We start from the raw sequence: 23,572 nt of genomic DNA on the forward strand, positions 1-23,572 counted from the left end.
CAATGGTGCCATGGACCTTGGCCGATACGTCGAGAACATTCATGACCAACTGACCGCGACGGCCGCCACCGGCAGCGATGAAGCCCGTGCGCTGGCCGAGCGTCTCGTCGCACCGCTGGACGCGGCGCTGCGGCTGGCCCTGCAGGACGCGCTGGCGGCCGCTGCCGAGGAGATCACGGTCGAGCTCGCTCCGGGCTCCGTCGAGCTGCGCCTGCGCGGCCGTGAGCCGGAGTTCGTCGTCACCCCGCCACCGGCCGAGGTCGCACCGGAGCCCGAAGAGGCGCCCGCGTGGACCCCGCCCGCCGAGGACGACGACGGCGGCGTCACCCGCATCAACCTGCGCATGCCCGACCGCCTCAAGGCCCGCGTCGAGCAGGCCGCGGCCGCCGAAGGCCTCTCCGTCAACAGCTGGCTCGTCCGCGCGGCCTCCGCCGCCGTCGAGCGCCCCGCCCCCGACCCGCGCCGCGCTTCGCGCACGCCGCACAGCGGCCAGCGCTTCACGGGCTGGGCGCGCTGAAAGGACCCGAACCCATGCCTTCCTTCGATACCCCTGGCCCCATCACCCTCGCGCTCGAGATCGGCGTCGGCGACGTCCGCATCGTCGCCTCCGAGCGCACCGACACCGTCGTCGACGTCCGTCCGAGCGATCCCGCGAAGCCGGGGGACGTGACGGCGGCCGAGCAGGCGCGCGTCGAGCTCACCGGCGGCCGGCTGCTGATCAAGTCCGCGAAGACGTGGCGCCGCTACACGCCGCGCGGCGGTGCCGAGTCGATCGATGTCGAGATCGCGCTGCCCGAGGGCTCGCAGCTGCGGGCCGAGATCGCCCTCGCCACGGTGCACGCCACGGGCCGGCTCGGCGAGTGCCGGATCGACAACGGCTTCGGCGACGTCGCGCTCGACGAGACCGGTCCGCTCGAGGTCAAGACCGGCGGCGGCGAGATCAGCGTCGAGCACGTCGGCGGCGACGCGAACGTCAAGACCGGCACCGGCGCGATCCGGATCGGCGACGTCGACGGCGCCGCGGTGGTCAAGAACTCCAACGGCGACACCACGCTCGGCGACGTCGGCGGCGACCTGCGCGTCTCGAACGCCAACGGGCGCATCGCGGTCGGCGCCGTCGGCGGGACCGCGGTCGTCAAGACCGCCAACGGCGACATCGAGCTCGCCGAGGTCGTGCGCGGCTCCATCGTCGCCACGACCGCGGCCGGCAAGGTCGCCGTCGGTGTCCGCGAGGGCGTCGCCGCGTACCTGGACCTGAACACGGGCTTCGGCGCTGTCAACAGCGCCCTCGAGGCGACCGGTGCGCCCGGGGCGGGAGAGGACACCGTCGAGGTCAAGGTCCGCAGCGGGTTCGGCGACATCACGATCCGCCGGTCGGTGGTCACGACGTGACGGACGCCGTCAAGAACCGATGACTGCTGTTGCCGGCGCCGCGGCGCCGGCAAGGAAGTCACGCGCCGTTGCCAGGCGTGTCGAGGCGTCGGACCTCGACGCATGCCCTCCACCTGGGACTCTACCCCTGCGCGTGAGGCTGCGGTCGCTCAATCAGGTGAGCGGTCGCTGACCGGAGCGGAGACCGGCTCGGCGGACAGCATCTCATGGTCCGAGAGGAGGTCGGTCGGGCTCAGGACGAACACCTCGCAGATCATGTCCGGGTCCTGTTGGTTGCCGCTCATGAACCCGACCACAGCACGGCCCGTGGCGTGTTCGACGACCGCGGTGAAGCGCTCGCGCATGACCTCTTGGAACTCCATGCGCTGCGCGATCACGGCGTGTCCGCGGCCGCCATCGAGCAGCGTCTGTTCCACGCGCGTGAAGCCACCGCGCAGGAGGCAGACCACCAGGTCGTCGTAGTAGTAGGTCTTGGCTTGCGACGGGCCGCGGCCGTAGTACTCCTTCAGCAGGGCGACCATGCCGTCGGAGACTGCCGTGAGTACGTCGCCGTGCGTGCCGTGCAGACTTTGTGTGTCGTCGTCAGGCATCCGTGTCCGGAGCCTACTGGCCCGTGCCGGCCGCTTTGATACGGCCAACGCGCCAACAGCGCGCGCAGACGCACTCGACGACTCGGCTCGACGCCCGTGCAGCCCTTAGACTTCCGACGAGGGCATTGCACGGCGCGATCGGGATTCCCCGGTATCGCCGTCTGACTTCTGAATCGGCGTCGAGCGGTTTCGGAGGTCCGTGCTTTGTCTGCCTTCACATCGAATCCCGTGGTCGCGACCCAAGACACCGCGGAGCGGGAGAACTGGCATCGGACGGCTCGCGCCGGCGAGCAACGGCTGTTCGCGCGGCTGGCCGCCGAACACAGTCCTGCGGCGCGCGACGCGATCATGGAGCAGTTCATGCCGCTCGCCCGCAAGCTGGCGCGACGCTACCGCAACGTCGAGGACATCGAAGACCTCGAGCAGATCGCCGCGATCGGACTCATGAAAGCGATCGACCGCTTTGACCCCGAGCGCGGTCTGGCGTTCTCTTCGTTCGCCTTTCCGACCATCCTGGGCGAGCTCAAGCGCCACCTCCGTGATCGTGGCTGGTCGGTTCGGCCGCCGCGCGACATCCAAGAGCTCGTCGCACGTGTCGAGCAGTCGGCGAACCGGCTCGCATCAGACCTGGGGCGCTCCCCCACCGTCGGCGAGATCGCCGAGCACGTCGGGAACACGGTCGAGCAGGTCCTTGAAGCGATGGGGGCCGCGAACGCGCGCCATGCCGCTTCACTCGATCAACCCCGCGACGCCGACGGCCCCGGCAGCCGCGGAATGGAGATCGCGATCGACGACCCCGGCTTCGCGGCCATCGAGAACGCGGTGCTGGTCAACAGCCTGATGCATGACCTCACCCAGCGCGAGCTGGTGGTCTTGCATCTTCGCTTCCGCGAGGACCTCACGCAGGTGCGCATCGCCGAGATGGTCGGTCTCTCGCAGATGCATGTCTCGCGGATGATCCGCAGAGCCATCGAGAAACTGCAGGCGGCAGCGATGCCGGCGACGACCATCGAGCAGCCGTAAGCCTGTGTCCGTCCTGCACCCTCAGGCGCCGTCCGGCGATCGCTTCGCCGGCATCTGCGAACGCCTGGGCCTCGAAGACCCGGACCTGTTCGCGCCGCGTCGCGCCGCGGTCCTGTCGGCGTTCGAAGCCGTAGCGCGGCTGAACGCCTCACAACTTCGGACGATCATCCGCGCGCAACGGCCGCGGGTCACGATCCGAGCGCCGGACCACTCCGTGACCCTCAACCGCGAGTTGAGGACTGCTCTGAGCTGTTTGCGCGAAGAGGCCCGCGAGCAGGGCCGCCTGGTCGCGCTCGGCCAGGCGTGGGCGGGCTCGAACCAGCTGATCGCCCTCATGACGATGCGCCGTCCCGTTGTCACCCAGGTCGTCGCCAGCGCCGTCGCAGGCGAGGTCCTCTGCCGACTGCTCGACGATGTCCAACCGCGCCGGGTGCTCAGCCGCGAGGACGAGGATCTCCTGCGCCATCCGTGGCGTCAGGCACACCCCCTCCCCGCGTATTTCCGCGCCCGGCGCTAGGCGGGCGGCCTGCGATCAGGCGTTGGCGAGCTCGCGCTCGGCGGCGTTGAGCACGCCGGTGCGGTTCTTGTGCGCGCGCTCGTAGGTGCGGACCTGCTGGACGCGCTCGTCATCGCCTTCGGAGAGGACGGCGACGATGTCGGACGCCGTCAGCTCGTCGTATCCGGGCCACGGCTCGTCGCCGCGCAGTGAGGCGACGCGGTTCGTGACCGTGGTGCGGTCCTGGTTCTTGCGCTCGTACGCGTCGACCTTCGCCAGGTCGACCTGCGAGAGCTCGGTGAGCCGCTCGACGATCTCCTGCGCGGTGAGCGAGTCATAGCGGGCGATCGCGAGATCGCTCTCGGACGCGACGGCGCCCTTGATCTCGCCTTCGGCGCGGGCGACGCCCGGCACCTTGCGAGCCTGGCGCGCGGTGCGCTTGGCCGCCTTGGCCGTCGTCTTGGCGGCGTCCTTGGTCGCCTCGCCGGCGTCGCGGACCGCGTCCGCGGCGCCCGTCGTGGTGACGTCGTAGGACGGCTGGTCCTTGAACTCGGCACGCACGACGGCGTCGGTCAGCTTCGGGATCTCGCGCTGGACGCGGGCGAGCATCTTCTCCTCGTCGGCCAGGATCGAGGCGGCCAGCCGGGCCGTCTGCGTGTCCCCGACGGACGACGCGAGCCGCTCGAGCGCCATGTAGGTGGCGATCTCCAGCGCTTCGCTCGAGTACGCGTCCTTGCTGTTCTTGAGCACCTTCTCCTCGCCGCCGGAACCGCGCAGGAGGTTGAACGGCGTCTTGCCGAGGGCCACGACCTGGCCGGCGGCGGTCCCGACCAGTCCGACGACGGCGGTCAGCGGGTTGGATCCCTGACCTAGCGCCTTCAGGCGCTGGCCGACGCGGTTCGCGTGGTCGCGAGTCTGGTCGAGGTGGGTCTCGAGCGCGGTGCGATACTCGCCGCGCGGGGTCATCGCGATCTGCGCTTGCAGCTCGCGCACCAGCGCGTGCTCCATCTCATGCGCCTCGTTGAGGTACTGCACGACCTTCTGCTGCTGCTTGGACTCACTCATGAGTCGTCCTTCCGAAGTCTGGGGCGTGGATCTTGCGGACGGCGACCGTGAGGATCGTCACGTACAGCCATGCCGGCGACGACGAGGTCACCGGCGTTCGCAAAGAGAGAAGCGCGGCGAGGTGCTCGTGCGCTTCCTCGTCCAAGCCTTACCGGGACGGTGGACCGTCAAACGCGCGTTCGCCCTCTGTGTCCTCGCTCACAGCGAACGCATGTTCCTGCGCGACCACCGGGATACGCCCGAGCTGGTGCAACTCGGCCGCGATCAAGGCCGGGAGCTCCCGCACCTCGGGTAGCGCGTCCGGGTCGGCGTAGCAACCGAAGAAGAGCTCCTGGCGGTAACGCACCATTCCGATCGCGAGCGCATGCCCCTGGGCGATGGGTACGACGGAATAGACCTCTTCGAGCCCGCATCCCAGGAGGTAGAGCGAGCCTCTCGGGGCCGGCGACTGCGACACGGTCAGATTGAACTGCCGCGGCGCGGCCATCGCCTTGGCGGCCGGCGATCGCAGCGGTGCGGGCAGCAGTCCCGCCGCCCGATAGAGCGTCCGCGTGCCCATCGGCCGGTCCGTCTCCTTGAGCCGTTGGGTCTGCTCGCGCACCCAGTGCAGTCGGTCCAGGGGTGAGTCCAGATGGACGGGCAGCGCGATCGTGATCATGGAGATCTGGTTGCCGGCGGCGGTGTCGCCGTGGCGGCGCATGCTCACGGGAACCATCGCCTTCAACGGTCTGAGCGGCGGCTGGTCGCCGTTTGGATGCAGGAGCGTTCGCACCGCGCCGGCGACGGCGGTGAGGCCGACGTCGTTGAGGGTGCCGCCGGCGCGTCGCGCGGCTCGGAGCTCGTCGCGCCGTGCGTGGTAGCCGACCAGCGTGCGACGCGCGCCGATCGGGACGTTGAGCGCGCTCGGGGGCGCCGGTGACAGGGCCTCCTCGGCGGCCGCGCCCAGCACGCGCCTGGCGTCGCGGAGCGCGTTGGACGCGGTCGTCTGCGCGTGTGCGGCGGCGCTCGCCCCGGTGCGCAGCGCGCCCACGCCATCGGCGAACCCTCGCGTGACCGCGTCGAGCGCCCAACCGACTCGACCCGGTCGCCCTTCGGGCTGCCAGGGGACCGCATCCTGCGACGCCAGGTCGGGCTCGGCGTCGAGGATCAGGCTGACGATCTGCAGCGCGGCCAGTCCATCGACGAGCGCGTGATGGATCTTGCCCACCATCCCCACCCGTCCGTCCTCGAGCTGAGGAACCAGGAAGATCTGCCAGAGCGGCCGCGACCGGTCCAACGGCGCGGAGAGGACCGCCGAGCGCAAGGCCTCGAAGCTCGCGCCGCTGACCCGGTCGTCGGGCGGCGTCAGCTCCACGATGTGAGCCCGGAGGTCGAAATCGACGTCGTCGATCCACCGGGGCTCGGACAGACCCAAGGGCGACGGGTCCAGCCGCCAGCGACACCACGGCACCTCGTGCAGCCGTCCGGCCGCCCGCTCGCGAAGCGCCTCGACCGACGGGCGAGGACGGCCGGATGGCGCCGCGAACACCGCGCTGAATCCGACGTGCATGTGCGACCGCGCGGACTCCAGGCGCAGGAACGAGCCGTCCAATGGGGACAGACGCCTGCCGTGCTCTGCCTCGGAGGCGTTGGCTATTGAAGACGGTTCCGTTCGAGACAGGGTAGACCCCGGGCATCGGTGTCCGGGCGACCGCGTACCCTCGACCGGGTATGCGCCTGATCGTCGCCCGCTGCTCCGTCGACTACACCGGCCGCCTGACCGCACACCTGCCGGAGGCGCTCCGCCTGATCATGCTCAAGGCCGACGGATCTGTGCTCGTCCACGCCGACGCGGGCGGCTACAAGCCGCTCAACTGGATGACGCCGCCGACGGCCGTGATCGAGGAGGGCGACACGATCACCGTGCGCAAGGTCAAGGGCGATGACGCCCTGGAGATCACGCTGCACGAGGTCGTCTCCGACGTCACCCACGTGATGGACTTCGACGCCGATCGCCTGTCGAAGGACGGCGTCGAGGCCGATCTCCAGGTCGCGCTGGCCGAGGCGCCGCACTTCTGCGGCGAGGGTTTCCGCCTGGTGCGCCGCGAGTGGCCGACCGACATCGGCCCCGTCGACCTCATGTGCCGCGACTCAGCCGACGGGTGGGTCGCGGTCGAGATCAAGCGCGTCGGCACGATCGACGCCGTCGAGCAGCTCTCTCGCTACCTCGAGCGCATCCGCCAGGACCCCGGCAAGGCCGACTGCCGCGGCGTCCTCGCCGCCCAGAGCGTCAAGCCGCAGGCTCGCGTCCTGGCCGAGTCGCGCGGCCTGTCCTGGGTCGAAGTGGATCTGGCAGAGCTGCGCGGCGAGCGCGAACCCGCGCTGACCCTGTTCGCGTAAGCATCGCGGCGGGCCGCTCCGATCAGAACGTTCATTCGCCGTTGAGGGTGAGGATGAGCGAGCGGGCGCCGCCGCGGTCGCGGTGCTCGCACAGGTAGATGCCTTGCCAGGTGCCGACGGCGAGTCCACCGCCGCTGACCGGGATCGTCAAAGAGGGGCCGAGCAGCGAGGCCTTGATGTGGGCGGGCATGTCGTCGTCACCCTCGAGGGTGTGCGTCCAGTAGCGGGCGCCCTCGGGGACGGCCTCGTTGAACCAGGTCTCGAAGTCGTCGCGCACGTCCGGCGAGGCGTTCTCGTTCAACGTCAGCGAGGCCGACGTGTGGCGGATGAAGACGTGCAGCAGCCCGGCCCGCAGCGAGCGCAGCTCGGGCAGCGCCTCCAGGACGTCGCGCGTGATCAGGTGAAAGCCGCGTGGACGCGGGCGCAGAGTGATCTCTCGCTGGACCCACATGCGGGCCTACGGTACCTAGCCGCGCAGGCCGCGGATCCAGGGTCGATCGCGGTCCGTCGCGACGTTGTCGTCGAGCGAGAGCCGCAGGCCCTCGGGAAGTTCCGGCGTCGGCCGGACCGACGCGGTGAAGGCGGACGCGGCCTCGGTGAGCGAGTGCGCCCGCCCGGCTGCGCCACGCGTCGACGCCCGCTGGGTCCTCGCCGGCGCGGGTCGCTCACGTCGAGGCGGGAGAGCGGCCTGGACCGGCGGCTCGGCGGGGGCGACCGGCTGCGCGGTCCGCACGCGCGCACCGGCCTCGTGGTTCTCGAGATCCGCGGCGCGGCCGCCGACCTCTCTCAGCATCCGGTCGCGCTCCGCCGATGGTGGGAGGCGCGTGAGCTGATCTCGTAGCGCTCGCAGCTGCTTGAGCCGGTCGCGATCGTCCATGGCGCCTTCCCTGTCGATACCCGTCCAGTCCGTATCGGCACGTCAGGCGCGGAGCTTTAGCCCGCGCGCTGGAGTTGGCGCGTCGGCAACACAGCAGCTCGTGGCGTCTGCGGCCTATCGGTCACGCAGCACGCGCTCGTAGACGGCCAGGTAGTCGTCCACCATGCGGTCGGCCGAGAAGCGTCGCTCGGCGGTCTGACGGCAGACCGCACGGTCGAAGCGCTGCGCGCGGTCGACACCGGCGACGGCCTCGTCGACGGTGTCGGCGAGGACCCCCGTCACACCGTCTTCGATGAGCTCCGGCATCGATCCGCGGGCGCGGGCGACGACGGGCGTCCCGCAGAGCATGGACTCCACGACCGCGAGGCCGAACGGCTCCGCGAACGCGACCGGGTGCAGGAGACATGCGGCGCCGCCCAGAACCTCGGCGCGCTCGGCCGGACCGACCGATCCGAGATATCGCACGGCGTCGCCGTCGATGTGCGGTTCGATCTCCTCGGCGAAGTAGCGCTCGTCCTGCACCGGGCCGCACAGGGTCAACCGCCGGCCGGAGGCCCGGGCGATCTCGATCGCACGGGCCGTGCCCTTGTCAGGGTGGATTCGCCCGAGGCAGACGAGCCCGTCGCCAGAGGTGTGGGAGAACGGGAGCGTCGCGACGTCGACACCATGATGGACGGTTGCGACGTACTCCAGCGCGTCCGCACGGTCGGCGTCGGAGATGGAGACGAACGCGCTCCGCGAGCGCAGGTAGGCCGGCAGGATCCGCGGTGACGAGAACCCGTGGATCGTGGTGACCATCGGTGTTGCGGACAGGCTCGCGAACGCCAGCGGCAGCCAGTCGAGGTGATTGTGGATCAGGTCGAAGTCCGCCGAGCGCCTGAGTGCGTGGGCGACGTGGAGCGCCTCCCACACGCGACCGTCGAGCTCGCGGTCCTCCTCGTACGGGCGTGCGCAGACGCCGTCGAGCTGTGCGGAGGTGATCGAGTCGAGCGTGGCGAACAGCGTCACGTCGACGCCGCGGCGCGCCAACCCGTCGGCGAGCAGCCCGGTCACCGCCTCCCACGGGCCGTAGGCGCGCGGAGGGGTGCGCCACGCGATCGGCCCGAGCAGCGCAAGTCTCATCCCGGCAACGTGACCTGAAGGCCGGCGGCGTCGAGCGCGTGCAGCGCTTGCAGATACGCGAGCGTCGACTCGGCGCCCTCGTTGCCGTTGACCGCCGTCGCTCCAAGGCCGTCATGGCAGCCGCCGGTGGCGAAGTCGTAGACGGACAGCCGCAGGCGGTTGCGGCCCAGGAACCACTCGAAGGCCCGAACCGCGTCGCGGCCACACGCCGGGTCGCCGGTCACGACGAAGGCTTCTACCTCGGCTTCGACGAGCGCGGCCGCATCGAGCGGCTGCTCGTCTCCGTCGCCGGGACGTGGCTGCCCGCGCCGGCGACCGTGGTGTCCGACCAGCTGGAGCCACTCGCCGTCGATGTTGCACTCACGGGCGTACCACTTCAGCGCCCGCACGCCCTCGCTGATCAGGTCCGCGTCGCCCAGGCGGGCGCCCGCGGCGATCAACGCCTGCGGCAGCCGGGCGTTGTCGTAGGTCAGGGCGTCCTCGGACCAGTACCAGGCCTCGGTCGCGTTGGCCCGCTGCAGGTCGACCAGCCTTCCGGCGAGCGTCCGCAGGACGTCGGTTGCCGCGTCGCCCAGCTCGTCGTCGCCGGCACGTGCCAGCCCGATCGTCGCGAAGGCGATGGAGCGCGGCCAGCGCAGCTCGAGCAGCGCGGTCAGCATCTCCTGGAGCAGCTCCACGCTCGGCCGGCGAACGGCGTCCCCCGTGCTCGCCGCGATGACCTCGCCGAGCGCCCAGGCGGCGCGGCCGAGGTGATCCCCGGCATGCGGCGCGTCCAGCCAGCGGCGGTCGTAGGACATGAAGTTGCGCATGCCGCGTGCCTCCGAGCTCCACGCGTGACGCAGGAAGCCGAGGCTCCGGGCCAGCATGCGGTGATGGCTCTCGGCGCCGGTCGTCCGCGCCAGCCCGAGCGCGACGATCGCCAGGCGTGCGAGGTCGTCGGTGCAGTAGCCCGAGCCGCGCTGCGGCACCGCGCCGTCGGCGTGCTGGATGATGCCGACGTCGTCGACCATCGTCAGCAGGTGCGACAGCCGGGCGCGAGGCAGGGTCGCCGCGAGCGCGAGCCGCGGGGCGCTCGGGGGGCCGAGCGCGATGGCTTCGCTCAGCACATCCGCGGTCTGCCGGCCGACCTCGGGCCAGGCGAGCCGGGCGCCGACGGTCCGGGCCTCGGCGCGCGTGCGCTGCAGCCGGTCCGGGTCGTCGAGCAGGCTCGTGACCGCCGACGCGAGCGCGGCGGGATCGTCGAAGTCGACGAGCACGCCGGCGCCCGAACCGAGGAGATCCTCCGCGTAGTAGTACGGCGTGGAGACGGTGGCGCAGCCCGCGACGACCGCGAACGTCAGCGCGCCCGACACGATCTGCTCGCGCGACCGGTACGGCGTCAGGTAGATCGTCGTGTCGGCGAGCATCTCCGCCAGGTCGTCCAGCTCGAGGAAGCGATCGTCGAACACCACGTGCTCGGTCAGGCCGAGGTCGCGCGTCAGCCGTTCGAGCGAGATCCGGTATTCCTCGCCGTGCAGCTTGGCGACCTCGGGATGGGTCCGTCCGGCGATCACGTACAGCGCCGTCGGGTGCCGGGCGATGATCGCGGGCATGGCCGCGATCGCGACCTCGATTCCCTTGCCGGGCGAAATGAGACCGAAGGTCGAGAGCACGTGACGATCGGTTCTCGGACCGTTCGCCCGGACGCCGGGAAGCAGCTCTGGCGGGCCGCCGTGCGGCACCACGCGGACCCGCTCCGGTGGCGCGAGACGCGCCGCGATGATCATCCGGCGCGCCGTCTCGGTGAACACGCAGATGAGCGTCGCGAGACCGCAGAGCGCCCGCAGCGTCTCGGCTTGGCGGACCGACGGCGCCGACAGGACCGTGTGCAGCGTGAGGACGATCGGCTGCCGGACGCCGGCGGCCAGCGACAAGATGTGCGCGCCGTCGTCGCCGCCGAAGATCCCGTACTCGTGCTGGATGATGACGACATCGTCACCGCGACGCTCCAGCACGCGCGCGGCTGCCGCGTAGTCGCCGCGCTGGTCCTGGCGGATCCGGGTGACGACCTCGCCCGGACCCTCGACCACCTCATCCCGGACGATGGCCGCGATGTCGATCGCGGACACGCCGTCGGCGCCGAGCAACGCGTCACGGAGGTCTCGCGAGAACGTCCCGATCCCGCAGATGCGGGGCGGGTAGGTCGACACGACCCCGACACGGATCGCCGTCGCCGGCGCGGTCGCGTCTCGGGGAACGTGTGCGGGCCGAGCGGCGCCGGCGATCACCGATTAGGAGACGCGCTTGGTGACGGGCTCGGGCTCGACGGCCACGGGCCCGGGAGCGGGGGCCGGGGCCGGGGCGGGTTCCTCGCGCCCGATCGCGCGCTTGAACAGTTCGGTGATCCGGGTGATGGGTGAAGCCATGGTTGGCTGCTTTCTCGCTCCGTCCGAAGGCAGTCGCCGGAAAGACGGAGCACGAGGTCCCGGCGAGGCCGCAGGGCTCGGGGCCCCGCGCCACTCACCATGACAGGTGACGCGTGCGGGCGGAACGGACCTCCGGGCCAGGCGTCGTCGATTGACGAACGGGGTAACGTCAACTGTGGAGGGCACCATCGTGCGGTCGGCCGCTTCGGGCCGGCACCACCATCTGACTTCCGGCGCTCCCAATTCCATCCCTCCGGAGGTCGTATGCCCCAGTCACTCTCCAGCGCGGTCGCGACTCCGCGGTCGGAGACTCCGGAGACCGTTCCCATCACGAACGAGACGTCCGAGCGGATCGTGAGGACGATCGTCGTCGGACTCCCGCCGGCCGCGCTGCTGTGCGCGGGCTGGCTCGCGTGGGGCGGAACGCTGCATTGGCAGGATCTCGTGGTGCTGGCGATCACTTACACGCTCTCGGGATTGGGCGTGACCGTCGGGTTCCATCGCCTGTTCACGCACCGCAGCTTCAAGACGACACGCTGGGTGCGCGCCGTCCTGGCGATCCTCGGCTCGACATCGGTTGAGGGACCGGTGATCGAGTGGGTCGCCACACACCGCAAGCACCACAACTTCTCCGACCGCCCCGGCGATCCGCACAGCCCGCACGTCGACCAGGCGGATGGGTGGCGCGGCGCGGTTCGCGGGCTCGTGCACGCGCACATCGGTTGGATGTTCCGCGGCAAGGACATGGCCAACCCGCGGCGCTACGCGCGCGATCTGCTCGCCGACCGGGACCTGCGGGTGATCAGCCGCCTGTTCCCGCTCTGGGTCGTGCTCGGGCTGGCCTTGCCGTTCGGCTTGGGCCTCGCGCTGACGGGCACGCTCGTCGGCGGCCTCACCGGGCTGCTGTGGGGCGGTGCGGTGCGGGTGCTCCTGCTGCACCACGCCACGTTCTGCATCAACTCCCTGTGTCACTTCTTCGGCCGGCGGCCGTTCGCGACCGGCGACGAGTCCCGCAACCTGGCCTGGCTGGCTCCGATCGCGTTCGGCGAGGCCTGGCACAACAACCACCACGCCTTTCCGACGTCGGCGCGGCACGGACTCGGGCGCTGGCAGATCGACCCCAGCGCTTGGCTCATCGTCGGTCTCGAGCGCTGCCGCCTTGCCTGGGACGTCGTCCGGATCAGCCCCACCGGCCAAGAGGCCAAGCGGGTCCGATGAATCCGCTACCGTCACTCCGACGGCGTGCACCGGTTCGAAGCCTCGAAGCGGCTGACCGCGCGGCGTCGAGAGAGGCGAGCATGGCTCATTCGGAGTGTTTGGCCCGCAGGGCGCGCGTGCGGCGACCACACGCGGGGCGATGATGGTTCGGCCGACGTTCCTCGCCAGGCTCGAAGACGGGCCGCTCAACGGCACCAAGGTCGTGGTCGAGTCGCTCGAAGGCCGTCCGCCGCTGACGCTCGATCTGCCGAGCGTGGACGGCGGCGCAGCGTGTCGGTACTGCCTCGAAGGCCTGGTCCAGAGCGGCGACTCGGCGACCTACACCTTCCTCTACCGCGTGTGATCGATGCGCTTCTTGCGTCGCAGGAGGAAACCCGTCCCGGCGCCATCCGCGCCCGAGGCACGCCGCCCGCTTCCGGCCGCTCCCGTCGCGCTCGCCCCGGATCTCACCGAGCTCGAGGACCAGGCCCGCTATCACCGCGACCGGGTCGCGCTCTATCGCGCCCGGATGCACGGTTCGCAGCCGACCAGCGTCGGGCGGCTCGAAGAGCTCGAACGCGCCTCAGCCGCGGCGGACGAGCGCTTGCGCACCGCCCGGCGAGTGGGCCACGTGTAGACGCGATCGGAACGCCGCGCTCATCCCATCACGATCGGTTGATCGGTCTCGGCGCGAATCGCCCACGCGATCCGCGACCGGCGTGAGCTCTCGTCGGCGACCTCGATCTGGAACAGCGGGTGGCCGAGCCGGATGAGCTCGGCGCAGGCCGCCGCCATGCGCTCCTCGCGGATCGCCGGCCAGGATGCGATCAGCCCCGGGCTGGTGGGATGCTCCTCAGCCCGCTTGTACAGCGCTCGAACCAGCTCGGACAGCGCGGCTTCGCTGAACTCGTTGCGACCACTGGGCATCGCGAGGGACCCTGGTGGCTACTCGCCGGCGTGGCGGTCGGCGCGCGCCGCGCGCTCGAGCCGCCGCGCCGCACGGGTCACGTGCTCCGTGCCGCGGCGCCGGATCAGCAGCGCCCGCTCGGCGGCGATGCCTTCGGCGGTCGTGGCCGAATCACGGCCCTGTCGTGGAGGTTCCGCCTGCTTGGTGGCAGCGCGAAGGTGCTTGGACTGACTCATCGAGTCGTCCTCCAAATCTTTCGAGGATCAAAACGCTCGCCTGGCTCGGACGCGGGTCTTCAGCGGTGGCACGAGCTACGAGCGCTTCGAATACTACCGGTCGCGGCTCAAGGAGCGCGCAACCGAACGGGCGACCTGCTCGCGTGAACGAGCCCCGACCGCCCCGGTGATCGCTTCGCGCCAGCGATCGTCGTCGACCGGGTCGACGTCGTCGAGCCCGAGGTCGCGAAGCAGCGCCGCGCGGTCGAGGTGGCCGGCGATCTCCTCGGCCCGCCGCCGCGCCGCGACGTGCTGCGCTCGGTGCAGCGGGGTGCGACCCTCGCTCGCCGACAGGCTCAGGAGATCCGCGGCGACCAGCGGGACCGCCCGCCGGGCGCATTTCTCCCACGGGGCGTCGGCCGCCGAGTCCACGACGACCTGGCGCACGACGCGCCAGCCCGCGTGATGGGACTCGCAGCGGGTGACGAGGAAGTTCGCGAGCGCGTCGGCGAGGATCTGCGCGTCGGGCTCGGAGCCGTACGTGTCGAGGTGGCGAAGGGCCGCGCCGACGTGGCGACCATCCTGGACGGCGCGGGCGAGCTCGCGCGCGCCGCGCCGCGGGCGCCAACGGGTATCGGTGCGTGTCAAGTCACCATCAGCCTAGGGGATGCGCGCGACTCGCATGTCCACCTTGTCTCCGCGGAACGGCACGCCCTCCTCTTCGAGCAACGCGCGTTGACGCTCGCCCTTGGCGAGTGAGCCGTCGGCGCGCACGATCCGCCACCACGGCACGTCCTCATGCGTCGATGCCAGCACCGTGCCGGCGAAGCGCGGCGCGCCGGGGGAGACGTCCCCGTACGCCCGGACGAAGCCCTCGGGCGTCGCTCGCACCCGCTCGAGCACGTCGTCGCGCCTACTGTGTGAACGATGCGCCATGGGACCTATTCAATCGTGGCCCTCGATCCGACCACCGGTGAGCTCGGGGTCGCGGTGCAGTCGCACTGGTTCAGCGTCGGCCCGCTGTGCGCGTGGGCGCGGGCGGGGATCGGCGCCGTCGCGACGCAGTCGGTGGTCGAGCCGGCCTACGGACCGAACGCGCTCGACCGGCTCGCGGACGGCGACGGGTCGGCCGATGCGCTCCAAGCGCTGCTCGCCGTCGACCCGCTCGCCCACGTCCGCCAGGTCGCGGTGATCGACGTCCGGGGCGCGATCGCCGCCCATACCGGCGAGGGCTGCATCGCCCATGCCGCCCACGTGGTCGGCGAGCACCATTGCGCGCAGGCCAACATGATGGCCCGCGACACCGTCCCGCAGGCGATGTCCGACGCCTTCACCGGGGCCACGGGCCCGCTCCGCGACCGCCTGCTGCGCGCCTTGGAGGCCGCCGAGGGCGAAGGCGGGGACATCCGCGGCCGCCAGTCGGCGGCGATGGTCGTGGTCCCCGCCGACGGCGAGCCCTGGCGCCGCACGATCGACCTGCGCGTCGAGGACCACGCGGCCCCGCTCGAGGAGCTGCGCCGGCTCCTCGTCCTTCAGCGGGCATACGAGCTCGCCGGCGCCGCCGACGAGCTCCTCGCCGCAGGCCGCGCCGACGAGGCGGGCCTCCTCTACCGCCAGGCGGCCGAGCTCGCCCCGGACTCGGACGAGCTCCTCTTCTGGTCGGGTCTCGCGCTTGCGCAAGCGGGTGACCTCAACGCCGGTGTCGCCGCGGTGCGCAGCGCCGCCGGGGAGAACCCGAACTGGCTGGTCCTCCTCGAGCGGCTCTCACCGGAATTCGCCCCGGCGGGAGCCGCCGTGCGCGCCGCCCTGTAGCCGCAGCCACGCGCTCGTGCCGACCGCGAACGGATAGCCCGCCTGAGCCGGCACGACGGCGCGGAAGCGGGCCTTCGTGCGCCGATAGGACGTCGCGAAACGCCCGTCGAGGCCGGCGCGCGCGGTCCCGATGGTCGTCCAGCGCGAGCCGGCCACGCTCCTCTCGATCCTCACGATCAGCCCGCCTACGGGTATGCGGCCGCCGCGAACCGCCCCGGACAACCGCACGCGGGTCGCGCGCAGCGTCACGCGCGGGCGGACCTGCAGCTCGAGCGGGACGGTCGAGAGGAACCTCGTGGCCTCGGAGTCGGCGAAGTACCCCAGCCGCAGCGCGCGCGACGGTCCTCTGGGGACCTCGAACGTCACGGTCCCGTCGGCTGTCGTCCGGCCCGACGCCACCGCGCTCCAGACGGCGGTGCCGGACACGCGTTGCAGGAGCGAGACCACGGCGCCGCCGATCGGCCCCGAGGCGTTCACCAGCCTCCCCTCGATCGTCGGCATCTGTGGGAAGGTCGTCGTCACGGCGAGCGCCCGGCGGTTCCCAGGGCGCGTGAACAGGCCCGTGAGCCCGGCCGTCCGACTCGCTCCGGAGCCGTTCGGCACGTACCCGGCACGATCCCCGAGCGGGTTGGACAACCCCGCGACACCACCCAGGTCAAAACGCCGCCGGGTGGGATCCGAGAGCACCTCGATCTGCCCGCGGTAGAGCGATCGCTTGTTGCCGGCGGCGTCCTCCACGATCGCCTCGACCAGGTGCGAGCCCGGGACCAGCGCGTTCAGGTCGAACGCGATCCGCCCCGCGACCTCCGGCCGGCAGGGCACGACGTAGTCGAACTCATAGTCCGATCCCGCGCCGGGCATCGCGTCGCGGCACCGACCGTCATTGGAGTCGGGGACCTCTTGGACGACGGTGGCGCCGTCCACGATCAGCCACTGCCGATAGATCCCACTGCCGCCGTCGGACGCGTGGTACGTCAGATCCGCGACGCCCCAGACCGGCTGCCCGCTGACGAGCGAGCCACCCACGTCACCGACCCGAGGATCGCGGTCGTCGAGCAACGTGATCGTCGCGGCCTCGACCGTCGCGCCGTCCGGCCCGGCGCAGGCGAGCTCGTGGCACTCGACGCTGAGCGAGATCCCACCGCCGGCCAGACCGGCGGCGCTGACGACCTGCGGCGACTCACACGGGGTCAGGCGATCGCAGATGTCCCGAATGTGGTCGGTCGGGCTGTCGAGCCGGAAGACCGCCGACGCGATCGACACGGAACGCCGAACGCTGAACCCGACGAGCGACAGCTCGGGGTTGGACTCCGACCAGCTCAGCGACGCGGAGAAGCCCGGCGGCGCGAGGTCGACGCGGCACGACGTCGCCGACCACCCATCGGACGGTGCCAACGACCCATCGGGCCGCTGGCAGGCGAACTGCTGGTAGGTCCCGGCGTGGGCGGGAGCAGGCGTGGCGAGCAGACACAGGCCCACCAAAAGGGCGCGGCCCGCATTCAGCGGGCCGCGCGACACGTATCTGAAGTGCGGCATGCCTCTGATAGGCATGCCGCAAAGAAGTTCGCCCCCTTAGATCAGCAGATGACCTGCAGGTGGAACGACGTGGGTGCGGTCGCGTTGACGACGACCTTCGTGGGATCGCTGGCCGCCTGCACGGCGAGGGCCTGCGGGGTCGGGCCGACCGGGGTCGCCGTGTAGGAGCACTTGCTGACGTCCTTGGCGAACGTGACCGTGTAGTCGTTGCCGGTCTGCGAGACGTTCTGGCCGGTGCCGACGCCACGACCGGTCGCGGTGGTGTTCCCGTTCGTCACGATCGCGGTGAAGAACCCGTTCGTGATCGAGTCCTGCGTCGTCTTGAGGTCGGCGGCGGAGGCGAAGTCGGCGGCCTCCTTGCCGTCGACGCGGTCGGCGTTCAGGCCGGTGGCGACGCCCGTGGCGTTGGTGGTGAACGGTGCGCCGGTCGTCGAGCCGGTCTCGATGCGCCCGCCCTCGGGGCCGACGGTGTTGAACTCGAAGGCGCGGCCGCCCTTGAGGTTGACGGACTTGATGCAGGGCTCGTTGCCTGTGGCGGAGCGGCAGCCGTAGATGGCGCCACCACCGTCGCCGTCCTTCTTGTTGGACTGGCGGGTGCCGTAGGTGGAGTTGTTGGCGATGATCTCGGTCTCGGTGCTGAGGGCGAGCGCGGGGTTGCTCGAGGGGTTGCGCTTGCCGAGCAGCAGGTTCCGGCCTTCGCCGAAGCCCATGGCGACGGAGGGAACACCGATCGCGAGGATGAGAGAGCAGACGATCGCGGCGCGACCGGAGAAACGGAGCTTCTTCATGCACCTTGCGACACCAGCCCCGCAACAGAGTTGCGGGGCTGCAAGGCGTCTGTCAGGCAGCTACCGCTCGCCCGGCTGCTTGGTGGGATTCACCGAAACCGGCACCGAGAGATCGAGCGCGGTGCGGATGATCCGCGTCTGCTCGACGGTGTGGGCGGCGGGGTAACCCTCGCCCGGCGAGGCGCGCTCCGGCCGGCCGACGTACCCGAACTCGATCTCCGTCGGGAGGATCTGGAGCAGTCGGGGCGACATGTGCGCGCGGGCGCCCATGTTGCGCGGCTCCTCCTGGACCCACACGACCTCGCGCAGGTTCGGGTAGCGCTTGACCTCCTCGAGGATCTGCGCCTGCGGGAACGGATACAAGAGCTCGACGCGGGTGATCGCGACGCCCTCGTTGTTCTCGCGGGTCGCGTGGCCCTTGAGGTCGTAGTAGATCTTGCCGGTGCAGAGCACGAGGCGGTGCACCTTCTCCTCGTCGATCCGCGGCTCCGCCAGCACGGGGAAGAAGCGCGAGTCCGCGAGGTGCTCGATCCGCGACGTCGCCTGCGGCAGGCGCAGGAGCGACTTCGGGGTCATGATCACCAGCGGGCGCTGCTTGGCCACACGCGCCTGACGGCGCAGCAGGTGGAAGTACTGCGCCGGGGTCGTGAGGTTGGCGACGCGGATGTTGCCCTCGGCGGCCAGCATCAGGAAGCGCTCCAGGCGACCGGAGGAGTGCTCCGGACCCGAGCCCTCGTAGCCGTGCGGCAGCAGCAGCGTCAGACGCGTGGTCTGGCCCCACTTCGACAGCGCGGAGACGATGAACTGGTCGATGATCACCTGGGCCGAGTTCACGAAGTCGCCGAACTGGGCCTCCCAGAGCACGAGCGTCTCCGGCGCCTCCATCGAGTAGCCGTACTCGAAGCCGAGGCAAGCGATCTCGCTCAACGGCGAGTTGTGCAGCTCCATCGGCGCCAGCGCGCCCGGCAGCGACTGGATCGGCGAGATCCGCTGACCGGTCTTCGGGTCGTGCAGCACCAGGTGACGCTGGGAGAACGTGCCGCGCTCGGCGTCCTGGCCGGTGAGACGCACCGGCGTGCCCTCGGTCAACAGCGACGCGTACGCGAGCGTCTCGGCCTGGGCCCAGTCGATCCCGCCCTCGGGCCCGACGGCCGTGCGTCGGCGCTCGAGCTGCTTGATCAGCTTCGGGTGGACCGTGAAGCCGTCCGGCACGCGCAGCAGCTCGTCGTTGAGCGTCTGCAGGCGCTCGGTCGAGACCGCCGTCTTGACCTCGGGGGAGGCCGAGCGGTCGAGTTCGTAGCCGCCGGTCGGCTGCTCGTCGCCCGCGCCCGCCAACTGCTCCTTGAGCTCGCGATGGCGCCGCGCGAGGTCGTCCCAGATCTCCGTCTGGATCTGGTCGGACTCGTCCTGCGTGAGCGTGCCGTCGTTGACGAGCAGCGCCGCGAACAGCTCACGCACCGGCTTCTTGGCCTTGATCTTGGCCGTCATCTCGGGCTGCGTGTACGCGGGCTCGTCGGCCTCGTTGTGGCCGTAACGGCGGTAACCGATCAGGTCGATCAGGACGTCGTGGCCGAACTCCTGGCGGAACGCGAACGCGAGCCGCACGGCGGTGACGCAGGCGGCGACGTCGTCGGCGTTGACGTGGAAGATCGGGACGTCGAAGCCCTTCGCGAGGTCCGAGGACCAGCGCGTGGAGCGCGAGTCGTCCGGGTCGGTGGTGAAGCCGACCTGGTTGTTGGTGATCAGGTGCAGCGTGCCGCCGACGGTGTAGCCGTCCAGCGCCTGCAGGTTGAACGTCTCCGCCACCACGCCCTGGCCGGGGAAGGCGGCGTCGCCGTGGAGGATCACCGGCATCGCGGCGTTGGTGTCGAGCGTCGCGTGCGTGCCCTGACGCGAGGTCTGGACCGCGCGGGTCGCGCCCTCGACGACCGGGCCGACGTACTCGAGATGCGACGGGTTGGACTCCAGCCGGACCAGGACGCTCTCCTGCTCGCCGCACTGGTAGGTGCCCTGGGCGCCGTGGTGGTACTTGACGTCGCCGGTGCCGCCCTGGGGGATCGTGGTCACGGCCTCGATCGAGGACGCGCCCTCGAACTCGCGGAAGATCGTCTCGTACGCGCGGCCCAGGTTGTGGGCGAGCACGTTGAGCCGGCCGCGGTGGGCCATGCCGATGACGACCTCGCGCGCGCCCTCGGCGGCGGCGAGCTGGATCATCTCGTCGAGCATCGGGACGGTCATGTCCAGACCCTCGATCGAGAACTGCTTCTGGCCCAGGTAGGCCTTGTGCATGAAGCGCTCGAAGGAGTCCACCTGGGTCAGGCGACGCAGCAGCGCGACCTTCTCCTCGGGACCGAGCGGCTTGCGGAACGCGCCGGTCTCGATCTTCTCGCGCAACCAGACGCGCTGGCGGTGCGAGGCGATGTGCTCGATCTCGTAGGCGATCGTGCCGCAGTACGTCTCGCGCAGGTTCGGCAGGACGTCGGCCAGCGTCTCGCCCGGCACGCCCACGCGCAGGATCGAGGCCGGGATCTTGGCCATGATCTCGGGCGTCAGCTTCAGCGGCTCGGGGTCGAGCGCGGGGTCGCCCTCGGGCTCGGAGCCGAGCGGGTCCAGCCGCGCGGCCAGGTGGCCGTGCGTGCGGTGCGCCTTGATCAGCGACATCGCGGCCTGGACGGCCTGCAGCAGCTCGAGGTTCGGCTCGGCGGCGACGGCGGGAGCGGGAGCGGTGACCTCGGCCGGGGCCGGAGCCGCGGCGCTGACCGGCGTCGGCGCGGTCGGGGCCGGGCCGAGATCCGCGCCCAGGTCGGAGAAGACCTGCTCGTAGAAGCCGTGCTCGCCCTGGAGGTACGCCTCGACCACCTGCAGGAACTGGCCGGACTCGGCGCCCTGGATGATGCGATGGTCGTAGGTCGACGTCATCGTCATCACCTTCTCGGCGCCGATCGTGGCGCCGATGGCGGCGAGGCCGGGCGGGTACGCGATCGAGCCGGTGGCGACGATCGTGCCCTGGCCGTTCATCAGCCGCGGGACGGAGGCGATCGTGCCGATGCCGCCCGGGTTGGTGAGCGAGACGTTGGCGCCCTGCAGATCGTCCGCGGTGAGCTTGTTCTCACGCGCCTTGGTGATCAGCACGCCGAAGGCGTCCAGGAACTGCGGGAACGTGAGCCGGCCCGCGTCCTTGATCACGGGCACCATCAGCGTGCGCCCGCCGCCCTTCTTCTCGACGTCGACCGCGATGCCGAGGTTGACGCCGCCGTCGTCGAGCACGTGCGGCTTGCCGTCGATCTCGGCGAAGTGGAACGCCATCACCGGCATCTGCTCGGTCGCCGCGCGCGCGATCGCGAACGCGATCAGGTGCGTGAAGGAGACCTTGTGACCCGCGGCCTTGAGCTGCTTGCGGCGCGCGTCGAGGTTGGTGACGGTGATCGTGCGGAACGAGGTCGCGGTCGGGATCTGCCGCGACTCGTCCATGTAGCGCGCGAGCATCGCGCTCGCGCCCTTGAGCAGGGTCTGCTTGCCGCCCGTGGGCGCGGGTGCGGCCGCCGGTGCGGCGGCGCCGTTCTTCTGGAACGCGAGGACGTCGGCCTTGCCGATGCGCCCGTCCGGGCCGGTGCCCTTCACACGCGCGAGATCGACGCCCTCCGCCGCGGCGACGCGCTGCGCGACCGGCGTGACCTTCAGGCCCTCCGGGGTGCGGATCGTCTCGGTGTCGCCGAGCGAAGGAGTCTCGGTCGGCTGAGGGTCAGTGGATTTGAGGTCGGATGATCGGGGTGGGGCGGAGGGGCTGCCCTGCCTCGTCATCTTCGCGATGACTTGCCCGACCGTGACGGTGTCGCCTGCGTCGGCGAGCACCTCGGTCAGCGTGCCGGAAGTGGGCGCGGGGACCTCCGCGTCCACCTTGTCGGTGGAGATCTCGACGATCGTCTCGTCTTCGGCGACCGAGTCCCCGGGCTGCTTGGCCCACTCGAGAATCGTGCCCTCGGAGACGGACTCGCCCATCGCCGGCATCTCGATCTCGATCACGGTCGCCTCGGCGGAGGGCGCCTCAGGCGCCTCGTCGGCCGGCTCGTCCGCGGTGATCGCGGGACCGGATCCGTTCGTCGGGGCGATCTCGGCCAGCACGCTGCCGACCCCGACCGTGTCGCCCTCTGCGGCGTGGATCTTGACCACGGTGCCGCTCACGGGGGCGGGCACTTCCGCATCGACCTTGTCGGTCGAGATCTCGACGAGTGTCTCGTCTTCCGAGATCTCCTCGCCTTCCTGTTTATGCCACTCCAGGATGGAGCCCTCGGAGACCGAGTCGCCCATCGGGGGCATGACCACTTCCACGGTGGTGTTCACTGCCATATCAGGGTCCTAGACCATATCGCTTTCGAAGGTGCCTGCAGGGGAAACTGCACGCCGCTCCGCGTAGATGAAACCTGCGGTTCCCGCGAAGGGACCGACGCCACCGACGACCGCGACCATGACCCCGAGCCACAGGGGGATCACGCGACGCCGGACGGCATCCACGCAGAGCAACGACATGACGATCCAGCCGATTCCGTGCGCCCAGCCGAGCACGTACTTGGTGCTGTCCATCCCACCGACTATCGCCACGATCAGGAGCGCGGTGTAGATCGCGGAGTGCGTGAAGGACAGATACTTGAGCGTGCGGAAGCTCACGGGCTAGCCACTAGCTAACAACGTTGCCATCCGCCGAAGTTGCGGATGTGATTCTTCGGGCCAATCGGCAGGGTCCCGGGGCCACCACGCGTGGGCGTCGTGCTCATGGTCACGGGTGACCTCGGCGCCGGGCGGAAGCCATGCCTGACCGATCAACATCGCCATGTCGCCTGGGGTGGCGATGAGCGCTTCGACGGCCAGTCGTTCGGGTTCCACGGACCACTCTTCGGCAAGTTCGCGCCCGAGCGCAAGTGCCGGATCCTCGCCTGCATCAACGGCTCCGCCCGCACCGAGCGCCCAGACGCCCGCCCACGTCGCCACCCACGCCGCGCGCCGGCCGGCCAGCCAGCGACCTTCCGAGTCGCGAACGACGCACAGGACCGACAGCGCGCCGGAGGCGTCCTCGCGCAGCAGCCGGAGCGCCCAGCGCATCTCCTGCAGCTCGAGCCGGAGCTCCCCATTAACAACGGTGAAGCTCTGCAAGCGTCCTGCCAGACCGTCGTGCGAGGGCGAGGAACGGGCCTTCAATTCGGCGATCGCCTCGTCGGCGGCGGCGACCTTGTCGGCACTCGGTTCGTACGGCGTGACGCTCCACGTCGAGGTCACCCGCTCGACGGGCCAGGGACCGCGCGCGAGGATGCCGGGCGTGTAGGGCAAGACGTCTCTGAGGGTAACCTCAATACCCATGAGCGTCGAAGCCTCCGGCAAGAACATGGGCGTGATCTATCGCGCCAAGGAGACGCACGACAAGACCTGTCCCTGGGGCGGCAAGGCCAATCGTGTCGTGATGTCGTATTTCGACATCGAACGCCTCGGCTGGGAGGAGGGCGATGTCATCGCCGGCCTGGTCATCGAGGGCGACGCGAAGATGACGACGATGACCATCCGCGTGAAGTGCGACGCCGAGCCGGACGAGCCCAAGCAGGAATCCGAAGAGGTCGACGAGGTCGTCGAGGCCGTGTCCGAGCGCGAGCTCGTGACCGTCAGCCCTGGCGGCGACGAAGTCCACAAGCCCTCCTGGAATTGAATTGAAGGCGGGACATCCCCTCCGCCCCACCCCGATCATCCGACCTCAAGGCTGCGTAGGCCCGTCGGTCCAGTGG

Annotated in this window: 27 protein-coding genes; 10 read left to right on the forward strand and 17 right to left on the reverse strand. The window is 70.6% G+C overall.

Annotation, left to right across the window (positions count from 1 at the left end; translation table 11 throughout):
- Positions 1-10 precede the first annotated feature (10 nt).
- Both G569_RS0108345 and G569_RS0108350 read left to right on the forward strand, forming a co-directional pair.
- Positions 11-517, forward strand: a complete 507-nt coding sequence (locus G569_RS0108345) for a toxin-antitoxin system HicB family antitoxin (protein ID WP_028063077.1) — start codon at positions 11-13, stop codon at positions 515-517.
- A 14-nt stretch (positions 518-531) separates the two neighbouring features.
- Positions 532-1,392 (forward strand): DUF4097 family beta strand repeat-containing protein, encoded by an 861-nt coding sequence (locus G569_RS0108350; RefSeq protein ID WP_028063078.1) that lies wholly within the window; start codon positions 532-534, stop codon positions 1,390-1,392.
- Positions 1,393-1,541: 149 nt separating this feature from the next.
- On the opposite strand, the gene G569_RS0108355 is transcribed toward G569_RS0108350, so the two are convergent.
- On the reverse strand, positions 1,542-1,982 hold the full coding sequence (locus G569_RS0108355; protein ID WP_084284483.1) for a Na-translocating system protein MpsC family protein: 441 nt from the start codon (positions 1,980-1,982) through the stop codon (positions 1,542-1,544).
- Between the two features lie 228 nt (positions 1,983-2,210).
- Between G569_RS0108355 and G569_RS46630 the strand changes: the two genes are divergently transcribed.
- Both G569_RS46630 and G569_RS0108365 read left to right on the forward strand, forming a co-directional pair.
- Entirely contained in the window at positions 2,211-3,005 is a 795-nt protein-coding gene (locus G569_RS46630) for a sigma-70 family RNA polymerase sigma factor (protein ID WP_053226046.1), read from the forward strand.
- A gap of 4 nt (positions 3,006-3,009) precedes the next feature.
- The gene (locus tag G569_RS0108365; RefSeq protein WP_028063080.1) at positions 3,010-3,522 is read left to right on the forward strand and encodes a hypothetical protein; all 513 of its coding nucleotides are present in this window, start codon (positions 3,010-3,012) and stop codon (positions 3,520-3,522) included.
- A gap of 15 nt (positions 3,523-3,537) precedes the next feature.
- Here G569_RS0108365 and G569_RS0108370 read toward each other — a convergent pair whose 3' ends face one another.
- Positions 3,538-4,566: a YciE/YciF ferroxidase family protein gene (locus tag G569_RS0108370; protein WP_028063081.1), complete on the reverse strand. Its 1,029-nt coding sequence runs from the start codon at positions 4,564-4,566 to the stop codon at positions 3,538-3,540.
- A gap of 148 nt (positions 4,567-4,714) precedes the next feature.
- A complete protein-coding gene (locus tag G569_RS0108380; protein ID WP_028063082.1) occupies positions 4,715-6,157 on the reverse strand; it encodes a wax ester/triacylglycerol synthase family O-acyltransferase in 1,443 nt (480 codons plus the stop codon).
- A gap of 119 nt (positions 6,158-6,276) precedes the next feature.
- On the opposite strand from G569_RS0108380, the gene nucS reads away from it, so the two are divergent.
- Positions 6,277-6,945: an endonuclease NucS gene (nucS, locus tag G569_RS0108385; protein WP_028063083.1), complete on the forward strand. Its 669-nt coding sequence runs from the start codon at positions 6,277-6,279 to the stop codon at positions 6,943-6,945.
- A 31-nt stretch (positions 6,946-6,976) separates the two neighbouring features.
- On the opposite strand, the gene G569_RS0108390 is transcribed toward nucS, so the two are convergent.
- The 5 genes from G569_RS0108390 to G569_RS65895 form a co-directional block, all read right to left on the reverse strand.
- Positions 6,977-7,396 carry a secondary thiamine-phosphate synthase enzyme YjbQ gene (locus G569_RS0108390; protein ID WP_028063084.1) on the reverse strand — a complete coding sequence of 140 codons (420 nt, stop codon included), beginning with the start codon at positions 7,394-7,396 and terminating at the stop codon, positions 6,977-6,979.
- 15 nt (positions 7,397-7,411) lie between these two features.
- Positions 7,412-7,822 (reverse strand): hypothetical protein, encoded by a 411-nt coding sequence (locus tag G569_RS0108395; RefSeq protein ID WP_028063085.1) that lies wholly within the window; start codon positions 7,820-7,822, stop codon positions 7,412-7,414.
- 114 nt (positions 7,823-7,936) lie between these two features.
- A complete protein-coding gene (locus G569_RS0108400; RefSeq protein WP_028063086.1) occupies positions 7,937-8,944 on the reverse strand; it encodes a glycosyltransferase family 4 protein in 1,008 nt (335 codons plus the stop codon).
- Positions 8,941-11,133, reverse strand: coding sequence for a glycosyltransferase (locus tag G569_RS46635; RefSeq protein WP_157591900.1), 2,193 nt, complete (start codon positions 11,131-11,133; stop codon positions 8,941-8,943). Before G569_RS46635 ends, G569_RS0108400 begins: the two co-directional genes overlap by 4 nt.
- Positions 11,134-11,214: 81 nt before the next feature.
- Positions 11,215-11,349, reverse strand: a complete 135-nt coding sequence (locus tag G569_RS65895) for a hypothetical protein (protein WP_306764997.1) — start codon at positions 11,347-11,349, stop codon at positions 11,215-11,217.
- Between the two features lie 354 nt (positions 11,350-11,703).
- On the opposite strand from G569_RS65895, the gene G569_RS46640 reads away from it, so the two are divergent.
- The 3 genes from G569_RS46640 (at position 11,704) to G569_RS0108425 (ending at position 13,183) form a co-directional block, all read left to right on the forward strand.
- On the forward strand, positions 11,704-12,567 hold the full coding sequence (locus G569_RS46640) for an acyl-CoA desaturase (protein WP_245602450.1): 864 nt from the start codon (positions 11,704-11,706) through the stop codon (positions 12,565-12,567).
- A gap of 139 nt (positions 12,568-12,706) precedes the next feature.
- Complete coding sequence (locus G569_RS0108420; RefSeq protein WP_157591901.1) at positions 12,707-12,910, forward strand: hypothetical protein; 204 nt, start codon at positions 12,707-12,709, stop codon at positions 12,908-12,910.
- 3 nt (positions 12,911-12,913) lie between these two features.
- Positions 12,914-13,183 (forward strand): hypothetical protein, encoded by a 270-nt coding sequence (locus G569_RS0108425; protein ID WP_028063088.1) that lies wholly within the window; start codon positions 12,914-12,916, stop codon positions 13,181-13,183.
- A gap of 20 nt (positions 13,184-13,203) precedes the next feature.
- Here G569_RS0108425 and G569_RS0108430 read toward each other — a convergent pair whose 3' ends face one another.
- From G569_RS0108430 to G569_RS0108445, 4 genes are all read right to left on the reverse strand, one after another.
- Positions 13,204-13,473, reverse strand: coding sequence for a hypothetical protein (locus G569_RS0108430; RefSeq protein ID WP_028063089.1), 270 nt, complete (start codon positions 13,471-13,473; stop codon positions 13,204-13,206).
- Between the two features lie 18 nt (positions 13,474-13,491).
- Complete coding sequence (locus G569_RS0108435; RefSeq protein WP_157591902.1) at positions 13,492-13,689, reverse strand: hypothetical protein; 198 nt, start codon at positions 13,687-13,689, stop codon at positions 13,492-13,494.
- Between the two features lie 93 nt (positions 13,690-13,782).
- Positions 13,783-14,316: a hypothetical protein gene (locus tag G569_RS57520; RefSeq protein WP_028063091.1), complete on the reverse strand. Its 534-nt coding sequence runs from the start codon at positions 14,314-14,316 to the stop codon at positions 13,783-13,785.
- Positions 14,317-14,328: 12 nt separating this feature from the next.
- Positions 14,329-14,604: an MGMT family protein gene (locus G569_RS0108445; RefSeq protein ID WP_028063302.1), complete on the reverse strand. Its 276-nt coding sequence runs from the start codon at positions 14,602-14,604 to the stop codon at positions 14,329-14,331.
- 15 nt (positions 14,605-14,619) lie between these two features.
- On the opposite strand from G569_RS0108445, the gene G569_RS46655 reads away from it, so the two are divergent.
- The gene (locus G569_RS46655; protein ID WP_053226049.1) at positions 14,620-15,480 is read left to right on the forward strand and encodes a DUF1028 domain-containing protein; all 861 of its coding nucleotides are present in this window, start codon (positions 14,620-14,622) and stop codon (positions 15,478-15,480) included.
- On the opposite strand, the gene G569_RS0108455 is transcribed toward G569_RS46655, so the two are convergent.
- Genes G569_RS0108455 through G569_RS0108480 form a run of 5 tightly spaced genes read right to left on the reverse strand, consistent with a single transcriptional unit; the run spans position 15,433 to position 23,126 of the window.
- Entirely contained in the window at positions 15,433-17,016 is a 1,584-nt protein-coding gene (locus G569_RS0108455) for a hypothetical protein (protein ID WP_157591903.1), read from the reverse strand. The genes G569_RS46655 and G569_RS0108455 overlap by 48 nt on opposite strands.
- Before the next feature lie 41 nt (positions 17,017-17,057).
- Positions 17,058-17,804, reverse strand: a complete 747-nt coding sequence (locus tag G569_RS0108465) for a hypothetical protein (RefSeq protein WP_028063094.1) — start codon at positions 17,802-17,804, stop codon at positions 17,058-17,060.
- Between the two features lie 60 nt (positions 17,805-17,864).
- Positions 17,865-22,151 (reverse strand): multifunctional oxoglutarate decarboxylase/oxoglutarate dehydrogenase thiamine pyrophosphate-binding subunit/dihydrolipoyllysine-residue succinyltransferase subunit, encoded by a 4,287-nt coding sequence (locus G569_RS0108470; RefSeq protein WP_028063095.1) that lies wholly within the window; start codon positions 22,149-22,151, stop codon positions 17,865-17,867.
- Between the two features lie 9 nt (positions 22,152-22,160).
- Positions 22,161-22,469: a hypothetical protein gene (locus G569_RS0108475; RefSeq protein ID WP_028063096.1), complete on the reverse strand. Its 309-nt coding sequence runs from the start codon at positions 22,467-22,469 to the stop codon at positions 22,161-22,163.
- Positions 22,470-22,472: 3 nt separating this feature from the next.
- The gene (locus tag G569_RS0108480; RefSeq protein WP_245602451.1) at positions 22,473-23,126 is read right to left on the reverse strand and encodes an NUDIX domain-containing protein; all 654 of its coding nucleotides are present in this window, start codon (positions 23,124-23,126) and stop codon (positions 22,473-22,475) included.
- 28 nt (positions 23,127-23,154) lie between these two features.
- On the opposite strand from G569_RS0108480, the gene G569_RS0108485 reads away from it, so the two are divergent.
- The gene (locus G569_RS0108485) at positions 23,155-23,496 is read left to right on the forward strand and encodes a hypothetical protein (protein WP_157591904.1); all 342 of its coding nucleotides are present in this window, start codon (positions 23,155-23,157) and stop codon (positions 23,494-23,496) included.
- Positions 23,497-23,572: the final 76 nt, after the last annotated feature.

This window comes from Solirubrobacter soli DSM 22325 (assembly GCF_000423665.1).
GTDB lineage: Bacteria > Actinomycetota > Thermoleophilia > Solirubrobacterales > Solirubrobacteraceae > Solirubrobacter > Solirubrobacter soli.

Excerpts from the sequence above, each read along its gene's own strand:
- G569_RS0108430 (WP_028063089.1), bottom strand. The coding sequence starts at position 13,473 with ATGCCCAGTGGTCGCAACGAGTTCAGCGAAGCCGCGCTGTCCGAGCTG.
- nucS (WP_028063083.1), top strand. The coding sequence starts at position 6,277 with ATGCGCCTGATCGTCGCCCGCTGCTCCGTCGACTACACCGGCCGCCTG.
- G569_RS0108390 (WP_028063084.1), bottom strand. The coding sequence starts at position 7,396 with ATGTGGGTCCAGCGAGAGATCACTCTGCGCCCGCGTCCACGCGGCTTT.
- G569_RS0108485 (WP_157591904.1), top strand. The coding sequence starts at position 23,155 with ATGAGCGTCGAAGCCTCCGGCAAGAACATGGGCGTGATCTATCGCGCC.
- G569_RS0108400 (WP_028063086.1), bottom strand. The coding sequence starts at position 8,944 with ATGAGACTTGCGCTGCTCGGGCCGATCGCGTGGCGCACCCCTCCGCGC.
- G569_RS65895 (WP_306764997.1), bottom strand. The coding sequence starts at position 11,349 with ATGGCTTCACCCATCACCCGGATCACCGAACTGTTCAAGCGCGCGATC.
- G569_RS0108435 (WP_157591902.1), bottom strand. The coding sequence starts at position 13,689 with ATGAGTCAGTCCAAGCACCTTCGCGCTGCCACCAAGCAGGCGGAACCT.
- G569_RS0108455 (WP_157591903.1), bottom strand. The coding sequence starts at position 17,016 with ATGCCGCACTTCAGATACGTGTCGCGCGGCCCGCTGAATGCGGGCCGC.
- G569_RS0108350 (WP_028063078.1), top strand. The coding sequence starts at position 532 with ATGCCTTCCTTCGATACCCCTGGCCCCATCACCCTCGCGCTCGAGATC.
- G569_RS0108370 (WP_028063081.1), bottom strand. The coding sequence starts at position 4,566 with ATGAGTGAGTCCAAGCAGCAGCAGAAGGTCGTGCAGTACCTCAACGAG.
- G569_RS0108345 (WP_028063077.1), top strand. The coding sequence starts at position 11 with ATGGACCTTGGCCGATACGTCGAGAACATTCATGACCAACTGACCGCG.
- G569_RS0108420 (WP_157591901.1), top strand. The coding sequence starts at position 12,707 with ATGATGGTTCGGCCGACGTTCCTCGCCAGGCTCGAAGACGGGCCGCTC.
- G569_RS0108355 (WP_084284483.1), bottom strand. The coding sequence starts at position 1,982 with ATGCCTGACGACGACACACAAAGTCTGCACGGCACGCACGGCGACGTA.
- G569_RS0108445 (WP_028063302.1), bottom strand. The coding sequence starts at position 14,604 with ATGGCGCATCGTTCACACAGTAGGCGCGACGACGTGCTCGAGCGGGTG.
- G569_RS0108470 (WP_028063095.1), bottom strand. The coding sequence starts at position 22,151 with ATGGCAGTGAACACCACCGTGGAAGTGGTCATGCCCCCGATGGGCGAC.
- G569_RS0108395 (WP_028063085.1), bottom strand. The coding sequence starts at position 7,822 with ATGGACGATCGCGACCGGCTCAAGCAGCTGCGAGCGCTACGAGATCAG.
- G569_RS0108425 (WP_028063088.1), top strand. The coding sequence starts at position 12,914 with ATGCGCTTCTTGCGTCGCAGGAGGAAACCCGTCCCGGCGCCATCCGCG.
- G569_RS0108465 (WP_028063094.1), bottom strand. The coding sequence starts at position 17,804 with ATGAAGAAGCTCCGTTTCTCCGGTCGCGCCGCGATCGTCTGCTCTCTC.